We start from the raw sequence: 9418 nt of genomic DNA on the forward strand, positions 1-9418 counted from the left end.
ACAGGATAACAATTATGGATAATAACGACTGGCTCAAGCAGTTATTGTTGGTTGGGGTTGGTACAACGTCAATGGTTGCCGAAAAACTGCGAGAGGTAAGTGATGAATGGGTCAAAGATGGTAAAATCAACTCCGACCAAGCCACCGCTTTTGTAGATGATCTGATGAATCAGATCAAGTCAGAGCAGGATAACTTTGAGAGCAACATGGAACGGCAGTTGCGCAATATGTTGCAGGATTTAGGGGTTCCTCGCCAATCAGAAATGGATGAATTGCGAGGTCGTATTGACCGTCTGGAGCGTCAGGTGCGGGATTTAGAAAATAAGCTCTGGCGTTGATAATCAATTAGGAGAACAGATTTTGAAACAAATTCTGATCAGCATAGGCGTTATAGTAGCCTTTGGGTTGCTGTTGGTTGTGGCTCAAGTGGGTATGGGGAAAAAATCTACCACTGCTGGAGAAATTACCAACACTCAGCCGCAAGTAGTTACAACAGCTAACAGTGCTAACCCAGATGTTAATGATAAACAAGATCTAGCTATGGATTCTAGTTCAGAAAGTGAAACCAATATGGATCAGGCGGTTACAACACCGTCGGGCTTGAAGTACATTGACCTAGTTGAGGGTGAGGGAGCAACCCCTGAGAAGGGACAGACGGTAGTGGTTCACTACACTGGTACCCTGGAGGATGGCAGCAAGTTCGATAGTTCTCGCGATCGCAATCGTCCTTTTTCCTTCACAATCGGTGTAGGACAGGTTATTAAAGGCTGGGATGAAGGGGTTAGTTCTATGAAGGTTGGTGGTCGTCGTCAGCTGATCATTCCCCCAGACTTGGGTTATGGTGCCCGTGGTGCCGGTGGGGTGATTCCGCCTAATGCTACGTTGATTTTTGATGTGGAATTGTTGAAGATTAACTAGTAAATTAAATTCAATTGATTAACTTATTCAGCGATGAACTGAATAATTGCTCCCAGTTAGTGACTTCTTGCTGATTGGGAGTTTTAGTTAACATAATAACACTAGAAATAGCATCGCATTTTTGTTACAAAAGATTAATAAAACCTGGGTACAAAACTAAAGTGCAGAACTCAATCATTCGATTAAATAGTATTTGATTAAATCTATGTCCTGTAAATAACGTTAGATAAAATAACGTTAATTTTTGACCTATAATAATTCCAAAATAACCCTCAGTGTAAGCATATGCGCTACGCGCACGCTACGCGAACAGCCGTCAGCGGTCAGCAGTCAGCTTTTCATAACTCAGATTAAACTTTTGCTTACTTGTTTGATTCAAAAGTTCCGTAGCTTCCTAATCGCCCATAAGCACATCAAGTAGCACCTCAATTAGCGCATTAGCTGATGGCTGATGGCTGATAGCTGTTCGCGCAGCGTGCGCATAGCGCATATGCTTACGCCTCAGTTGTGGTAGGTTACACTCTTTGATTTGCCATATTCAGGAACTTGGTTAACCCAGGTTTAAAGATAAGTTTCACCGTTCCTGTCGGACCATTACGATTTTTAACAATGATGACTTCTGCCGTATCTCCATCTGGTGAATCTGGATTATAATAAGAATCTCTATAAAGCATCATGATTAAATCCGAGTCCTGCTCAATGGAACCCGATTCTCTCAAATCCGACATCATGGGTCGTTTGTTGGTGCGAGATTCCACAGCTCGACTTAACTGAGACAGAGCAACCACTGGGACTTTCAGTTCCCGAGCTAATCCTTTGAGAGAGCGAGTAATCCGAGACAACTCCTGAACTCGATTTTCACTACCACTGCCTTCCATTAACTGTAAGTAATCGATTAAAATTAACCCCAATGGGCTCCCTTGGGCTGCTTGAAGACGACGAGCATGCGATCGCATTTGCATCACAGTCTGGTTAGCGGTATCATCAATATAAATCGGCAACTCTGATAACATACCGATTGCCTCACTCAGTGGTGCCCACTGATTTTGAGCAATGCGCCCAGCTCTCAGAAAGTTACTGTCAATTTTCGCTTCACTAGCTAACAACCGCTGAACTAGTTGTTCTCTTGACATTTCCAAGCTAAAAATCGCCACTGGCATTTTTTCAGCTACGTTACGAGCAATTCCTAACGCTAAGCTAGTTTTTCCCATTGATGGTCTACCAGCAATGATAATTAAGTCAGACGGACTTAATCCCCCAATTTGGGCATCCAAATCATAGAAGTCTGATGGAATACCAGGCAAATCAATACCCTGATTACGATTTTCTATATCTTGGAACGTTTGAACTAGGGTTTCAGAAATCGGGATTAGACCTTGCTGAGGACGCAATTGGGTGAGACTGAAAATTTTCTGTTCCGCTTGGTCAAGGACCGTTTCCAATTCCAAGGATGTCTCATAACCCAACTTAAAAATCTCGTTACCGGCTTCGATTAGCTGACGGCGCAGGTACTTGTCCATCACTAACTTAGCGAACCTGTCAATATTGACCGCTGAAACCGTCTGTTCAACTAGCTGAGCTAACTTAGCTTGACCCCCAACTTTCTCTAATAAGTCATTGTCATAAAGCCAGGTAGTAACACTCATCAAATCCGTCGGTTTACCCTGGCTATAAAGTAATAAAGCAGCTTCGTAAATGGTTTGGTGAATCCGGACGTAGAAGGCTTTTGGATTCAGGAAATCACCAATTCGACCCATGGCTTCCGGGTCTAATAAAATGCCTCCGATAATAGACTCTTCGGCATCAATATTTTGGGGTGGTATAGAGTTACCAAACGCTGAAAAATCTGGTTTTTGAGTCATAGTCAACTAGTCGTCTATTGAGTTCAGGGTAAAGGTCAGCTATCAGCTATCAGCTATCAGCTATCAGCTAATGCGCTATGTCCCAGCGTCGAAGCCAAAGCCCATGCTACTTGAGGTGCTATTAGCTAATGCGCTACGCGCAAGCTACGCGAACAGCTAAAGCCTGACTAATACAATCTGAACAAATTAAGCACCTCAGGTGCGCTTTCCGTGATGGCGAGCAATACCTCGCCATCACGGGTCGCACCTGTTGTTTAATTGAGAGTTGACAGGATGATACAATCAACAGTCAACTCTCAACAAACTAAACAAACTATTAATTAACTTATTTGGGAACAACATGAATTTCTACAGTGGCTGTAACTTCTGGATGAAGCTTAATTTCTGCATTATAGAAACCAAGTTGACTAATCTCAGGTATAGTTATACCTCGGCGGTCTATTTCTTTGCCAGTAGACTCTTGGATGGCATCTGCCAAATCTTGGCTGGTAACAGTACCGAAGATAGCATTATCTTCGCCCAACTGCTTCGCGATAGTAAAGCGGCTAATGGTTTGTAGAGCAGTCTTCATGGACTCAGCTTGTCGCTTGATTTCGAGGATACGCTGCCGTTCTTGCTCTCTGCGCCGCTCAACTTGCTTGAGAACACCAGAGGTAGCCCTAACTGCAATTCCTTGGGGAATGAGATAATTGCGAGCATAGCCGGGAGCTACCTCTACCAGATCACCGTCTTTTCCGAGTTTGTGAACGTCTTTGCTTAAAACGACTTGTACACGTTTTACCATAGTGTTTAATTTCGGGTATAGTTTATAGTGAAGGATAATACTTCGACAAACATTCAATCTTACGACAATATGTAAGCGATCGCAACTGAGTGCTGAGTGCTGAGTGCTGAGTGCTGAGTGCTGAGTGCTGAGTGCTGAGGGTTGAGGGCTGATTGCTTATTCCTGATTCCTGAGGGCTCGGTGTCAATTAAAACACTTTTTAAACCCTTTCGGGGATAACATATCCGCCAATAGCCAAAACTAAATCATCAGTAAGAACCGAAAATCCAATTTCCTGGAGCCTCTGGATCCTGACTGTAATAGAATTCGGTAACTAGATCTAATATCTCTTGTTTGTCAATGTAACCATCATTGTTCTGATCGAAGCGTCCAAAAATTTCTTCAATTTGACTGTCGTCAATACCGTAAGCCTGAAAAAATTGTCGGTATTCTTCCAGAGTAACTTTATCGTCTTTATCAGAATCCAATAGGAAAATAATCCCTGCCGCTTTAGCATTGACTACTGCTTCATTCCCGTCGGTGTCACTCAGTACATTTTCGTGATAAGTCAACCATTCATCCAAGGTCACTTGCTGGTCTTGATTCTGGTCGGTAAATTTCTGCACGCCATTCCAAATCCTCATGTAAATAGCAAGAAGATTGTCATAATATGGCGAGCCCGGTGTCCAACCCCTGATCGCAGCAAGGTTATCAGTAATACGTTCAAAATCGGCTTGGGTTAAAATACCATTTGTTTGCTGATCGTACAGGTTAAACAACCTGGTCAATTTTCTCTGCTGCAATTCGCTAAGCATGGTTTTTTTCTATTGCTCAATTGGATTAACTAAATTTATTAAGTCAAACTTGATTATAATCCAACTAATCAAGGGGCATATTCTCAAGGAAATATGTCCCTTGATCAAGGCTTTTGATCAAGGCTTTATCAATAATGTTAGAATCGGTCTTTCATTTCCCGTAACCGTGCAAATGTCTTAACGGGTTCTTTTGCTTGAGCAGCCGACTGTAGGGCAGGCTCATCCCAACGTAAAAATGGATTGGTGTGCTTTTCAACCCCTAACTCGGAGGGTACCGTTGCCTCTTTACGATTACGCGCCTCTTGGACTTGGGCAAATCTCTCTTGTAAGTCCGGGTTTTCACCATCGACACTCAGGGCAAATTGGAGATTTTTTAGGGTATACTCATGAGCACACCATACTCGTGTATTATCTGGTAAATCCCTTAGCTTGCCTAGGGATTCTACCATTTGGCCTGGTGTTCCTTCAAATAGTCTGCCACAGCCCCCCGCAAATAGGGTGTCGCCACAGAAAAGTTCACCGGTTTCACCAGGGACTACTGGGGGAAAGTAGTAGGCAATATGTCCTCTGGTGTGTCCGGGAACGAAAAAGACTTGAGCAAGGCGATCACCAAACTCGACGCGATCGCATTCTTCTAAAAACACCTGTTGACCAGGAATCCGACCCCGGTCTTCAGCTCCCCCATATACACATACATCTGGAAACTGCTGGATCAACTGTCGATTTCCCCCCACATGATCCATGTGATGGTGAGTGTTGAAAATAGCCACTAATTCGGCATCCAGTTCTTTCAGACGCTGTATCACCGGTTTAGCCTCCGCTGGATCAACCACAGCAGCAATATTCTGCTTGGGGTCGTGTAATAAGAAGATATAGTTGTCAGAAAGGGCTGGAAGTCGATAAATCTGCATAGTTTTACACCATCTGTTTCACTTACAATAATTTATAGTTTTTAGTTTTTTAACAACAACAGATGCTAGGGATATTATACCTTACTTTATGATTTTTTATCCTTAGGTATTTCTTGAGCAATTTACCAACTTTATCTTTCTTATTCAACCTACTATTAAATAGGTTTTTTTTGGATAAACCTCCAATATTTTTCGTGTCCTTAAACCAAAATTATCTGAATCAAAGTTACCCTTGAACACAAGTCCTAGGTAATCAGTAATAGTTAGCAAATCACCAATTACCTATTATCCATTACCAAGTCACTATAAGTAGCATTTGTGACACTATTTCATCTTAGAAGTGTATGCATGTTCGGTTAACCCATCACAGATTAGTAGTATTGTCAACCTCCATGACTAGGCGAATGCGCTAGACTAATGATCATATTGGATAGGGAATATTTCTGCCTCGTTGCCCCGTCAGCTATAGCCCCCGAAGCAAAGCGTGGTTTCCCTTGCTAATTGTATGGCCAATTGTATTCAGGTTTAGACCCTCAATAATTTTAATCTAAGTTAAACACTGCTCTCACAGAAAATTAACAGAAGATGTCTAGATTAAATTATAGGACTTACGCCGCCAACCGATTTTATACAGGTGATTACACTTATTTCAGCCTTGGATTTATAGCGTCTCCTACGGAGAACGGAAAGTGCACCTAAGCCTTCACGCGGGGGTCCCCCCACTCGCGCTTGGGATCAAGACAACAACAAACCGGTTTTAATAATCTTGGTGCGTAAATCCTGAATTATCAAAGCCTAGTCATTCAGAAACTGATTCAAAACCACTATCAAGCCCACTGCCTCCGATGTCGATCTACCCTTTTGTCAACAGAATCTTATGCTAGTAGACCATCAAACCCCCAAATCTAATCACACCACCCGTAATCCCTTAAAAAAAGCAGGAACTTATGTATCACTGTTGTTACTGGGAGCAGGGTTAGGCTTTTCCGGCGGTTATGTAGCATTACGTAACTCTGTTCCCCAATCCACATCCCCTCAAGCAATTGTCCCTCAGAACAAAACAGCTAGGCTTCCAGGCACTAAACCTGTGGTGACTGAAAATCCTAACTTTATCACCAATGTGGTAGAACAAGTTGGACCAGCAGTGGTGCGGATTAACGCTTCTAGAACCGTAGCCAGTAGAGTGCCAGATACTTTTAGAAACCCGATGTTCCGGGAATTTTTTAGGTTTCCATTTCCCGATGTACCCCAACAGCGAGTTGAACAGGGTACTGGTTCAGGTTTCATTATCGATACCGATGGTTATATTCTCACCAATGCCCATGTAGTCGATAGTGCGGATAGTGTTAATGTAATCCTCAAGGATGGTCGCCAATTTAAAGGGACGGTAGTGGGAAGCGATCCCTTGACAGATGTAGCTGTGATCCAGATCGAGGCGGAAAACTTACCTACTGTTGCTCTCGGTGATTCTGATCAACTCACCCCAGGAGAATGGGCGATCGCAATTGGTAATCCCCTTGGTTTAGATAGTACTGTAACCACTGGCATCATTAGTGCTACCGGTCGTTCTAGCTCTCAAGTCGGTGTTCCTGATAAGCGAGTGGAATTTATCCAAACCGACGCTGCTATTAACCCTGGTAACTCCGGTGGACCCCTGCTCAATGCCTCCGGTGAAGTGATTGGCATGAACACAGCCATTATTCGGGGTGCTCAAGGATTAGGATTTGCCGTTCCCATTAATACGGTGGAAGAAATTGCTGAGCAACTGATTGTTGACGGTAAAGTAGAACATCCTTACTTGGGAATCCAGATGGTAACCTTAACCCCAGAGGTTAAACAACAGATCAACAGTAATCCCAATGCTGGGTTGATGGTTGATGAAGAACAAGGGGTATTGATTGCCAAAGTAATACCTAATTCCCCAGCTGCCAAAGCAGGATTGCGTGCGGGTGATGTGATCCGCAAAATCAATGATCAGCCAGTCAAAGATGCCACAGAAGTTCAGAAGTCTGTGGCTAAAACCAAAGTAGGCAGTGATTTAATCCTAGAGTTGCGTCGCAATCAACGAGATACCAAATTGACTGTGCGACCTGGTGCTTTTCCTACTGGTAAGTAGTCGTTGAAACCATTACATTAATATCAAGTTCGGTTAATCACTTTAGCTATCAGGCTTTGGATCACATCAGCATTCAGCTGACTGCTGAATGCTGAATGCTGACTTATTGACTAATGAGTGATTAAGCAGACTGGCATATTAGACATAGCTTTGCCAGGTCTGCCCTGTTAAGGACTCGGTGGCTACTGCCTCCTGCAGCCCCGTTTCATTCATCCGCCAGATCTCATTTTGTCCGGTAGTGCCATTACGCAACAGGACATCGTCAAAACCATTACCGTCAAAGTCCATAGTACCACGAATTTCCCACTCACCGCTGATTGGTAGTGAGGCAATCAACACTGACTCTACGTACTCAGTACCTTCCATCCGCCAGTAGTAGACATCTTGGTTTTGAGTATTACGCCACAGAATATCCGCGTCACCATCGTTATCTAAATCTCCAGCACCTTGCATTTGCCATAGACCGTCTTCCGCTACCAGCAAATTCTCACCATTATTCTGTCTGGTAATAAAGATTCCCTGATCCAGCTGCGTACCATTCATCAACCAAACCCCATTTTCTCCGGTATTGGTATTACGCCAGAGAATATCTTCTTCTCCATCACTGTCGAAATCTCCCGTGCCACGGATTTCCCAGTTGAGGTCTGATACCTGGCTGCTAGATGCTGTGCTTTTGAACTGAGAGCCTTCCATTAGCCAGAAGTTCACATCTCCGGTATTAGTATTACGCCAGAGAATATCCTTTTGCCCATCGCCGTCGAAGTCTCCAGCACCACGCATCTCCCAGGGACTATCAGCTGATTCCGCTTGAATTGGATTTGACTGATCCAACTCAGTGCCATTCATGATCCAGGCAAGATTGCTTCCAATCTGAGAATTACGCCAAAAAATATCCGCAGAAGAGGCAACATCCTCAACAGGAGTAACGTTAATGTCAACAGTAGCCGTCTTAGTAGTCAGACCATTATTTAACTCATAGGTCAAACTGTCAGATCCATTAAAGCCATTGTTAGGAGTGTAAATTACAGAATCATCAGTTAAGTCTCCAGCAGTGCCATTGTCATCCACTACTGCAGTACCATTGCTGGGACTATTGACAATGGTCAGAGTGCTGTTTCCGTTAATATCAGTGTCATTTGCTAAAACATCAATGGTTACCGCTGCATTTTCTTCAGTAGTAGCGGTGTCATCTACTGCAATCAGACTGTTCTCGTCAACAGCAGCAGCAACGTCAATGTCAACAGTAGCGGTCTTAGTAATCAGACCATTGCTTAACTCATAGGTAAAACTATCAGCTCCACTGAAACCATCATCAGGAGTGTAAATCACAAAATCATCAGTTAAGTCTCCAGCAGTGCCATTGTCATCCACTACTGCAGTACCATTGCTGGCATCATTGAGAATGGTTACAGTGCCGTTTCCGTCAATATCAGTGTCATTTTCTAAAACATCAATGGTTACCGCTGTATTTTCTTCAGTAGTAGCGGTGTCATTTACTGCAATCAGACTGTTCTCGTCAACAGCAGCAGCAACATCAATGTCAACAGTAGCAGTCTTAGTAATCAGACCATTGCTTAACTCATAGGTAAAACTATCAGCTCCACTGAAACCATCATCAGGAGTGTAAATCACAGAATCATCAGTGGAGTCTTCAGCAGTGCCATTGTCATCCACTACTGCAGTACCATTGCTGGCATCATTGAGAATGGTTACAGTGCCGTTTCCGTCAATATCAGTGTCATTTTCTAAAACATCAATGGTTACCGCTGTATTTTCTTCAGTAGTAGCGGTGTCATTTACTGCAATCAGACTGTTCTCGTCAACAGCAGCAGCAACATCAATGTCAACAGTAGCAGTCTTAGTAATCAGACCATTGCTTAACTCATAGGTAAAACTATCAGCTCCACTGAAACCATCATCAGGAGTGTAAATCACAGAATCATCAGTGGAGTCTTCAGCAGTGCCATTGTCATCCACTACTGCAGTACCATTGCTGGCATCATTGAGAATGGTTACAGTGCCGTTTCCGTCAA

General features: G+C 43.4%; 8 protein-coding genes. 3 read left to right on the forward strand and 5 right to left on the reverse strand.

The features are described from left to right. Positions 1 to 14 precede the first annotated feature (14 nt). Entirely contained in the window at positions 15 to 338 is a 324-nt protein-coding gene (locus tag F6K46_RS06065) for a phasin family protein (protein WP_075901945.1), read from the forward strand. A 22-nt stretch (positions 339 to 360) separates the two neighbouring features. Beyond that, the gene (locus tag F6K46_RS06070; RefSeq protein ID WP_075901947.1) at positions 361 to 918 is read left to right on the forward strand and encodes an FKBP-type peptidyl-prolyl cis-trans isomerase; all 558 of its coding nucleotides are present in this window, start codon (positions 361 to 363) and stop codon (positions 916 to 918) included. 515 nt (positions 919 to 1433) lie between these two features. On the opposite strand, the gene dnaB is transcribed toward F6K46_RS06070, so the two are convergent. The 4 genes from dnaB to gloB all read right to left on the reverse strand — a co-directional run bounded on the left by dnaB (position 1434) and on the right by gloB (position 5269). Then, positions 1434 to 2780, reverse strand: a complete 1347-nt coding sequence (gene dnaB / locus F6K46_RS06075; protein WP_293054445.1) for a replicative DNA helicase — start codon at positions 2778 to 2780, stop codon at positions 1434 to 1436. Positions 2781 to 3105: 325 nt separating this feature from the next. Further along, a complete protein-coding gene (rplI, locus tag F6K46_RS06080; protein WP_070394253.1) occupies positions 3106 to 3564 on the reverse strand; it encodes a 50S ribosomal protein L9 in 459 nt (152 codons plus the stop codon). A gap of 248 nt (positions 3565 to 3812) precedes the next feature. Continuing rightward, a complete protein-coding gene (locus F6K46_RS06085; protein WP_293054441.1) occupies positions 3813 to 4358 on the reverse strand; it encodes an EF-hand domain-containing protein in 546 nt (181 codons plus the stop codon). A 137-nt stretch (positions 4359 to 4495) separates the two neighbouring features. After that, positions 4496 to 5269 carry a hydroxyacylglutathione hydrolase gene (gloB, locus tag F6K46_RS06090; protein WP_293054438.1) on the reverse strand — a complete coding sequence of 258 codons (774 nt, stop codon included), beginning with the start codon at positions 5267 to 5269 and terminating at the stop codon, positions 4496 to 4498. 877 nt (positions 5270 to 6146) lie between these two features. Here gloB and F6K46_RS06095 point away from each other — a divergent pair. Continuing rightward, a complete protein-coding gene (locus F6K46_RS06095; RefSeq protein ID WP_293054435.1) occupies positions 6147 to 7385 on the forward strand; it encodes an HhoA/HhoB/HtrA family serine endopeptidase in 1239 nt (412 codons plus the stop codon). Positions 7386 to 7523: 138 nt separating this feature from the next. Here F6K46_RS06095 and F6K46_RS06100 read toward each other — a convergent pair. Then, a partial coding sequence (locus tag F6K46_RS06100) for an Ig-like domain-containing protein (protein WP_293054432.1) occupies positions 7524 to 9418 on the reverse strand: 1895 nt, incomplete at its 5' end.

It is taken from the genome of Moorena sp. SIO3E8 (assembly GCF_010692445.1).
Lineage (GTDB): Bacteria > Cyanobacteriota > Cyanobacteriia > Cyanobacteriales > Coleofasciculaceae > Moorena > Moorena bouillonii.

Excerpts from the sequence above, each read along its gene's own strand:
- F6K46_RS06065 (WP_075901945.1), top strand. The coding sequence starts at position 15 with ATGGATAATAACGACTGGCTCAAGCAGTTATTGTTGGTTGGGGTTGGT.
- dnaB (WP_293054445.1), bottom strand. The coding sequence starts at position 2,780 with ATGACTCAAAAACCAGATTTTTCAGCGTTTGGTAACTCTATACCACCC.
- rplI (WP_070394253.1), bottom strand. The coding sequence starts at position 3,564 with ATGGTAAAACGTGTACAAGTCGTTTTAAGCAAAGACGTTCACAAACTC.
- F6K46_RS06085 (WP_293054441.1), bottom strand. The coding sequence starts at position 4,358 with ATGCTTAGCGAATTGCAGCAGAGAAAATTGACCAGGTTGTTTAACCTG.
- gloB (WP_293054438.1), bottom strand. The coding sequence starts at position 5,269 with ATGCAGATTTATCGACTTCCAGCCCTTTCTGACAACTATATCTTCTTA.
- F6K46_RS06095 (WP_293054435.1), top strand. The coding sequence starts at position 6,147 with ATGCTAGTAGACCATCAAACCCCCAAATCTAATCACACCACCCGTAAT.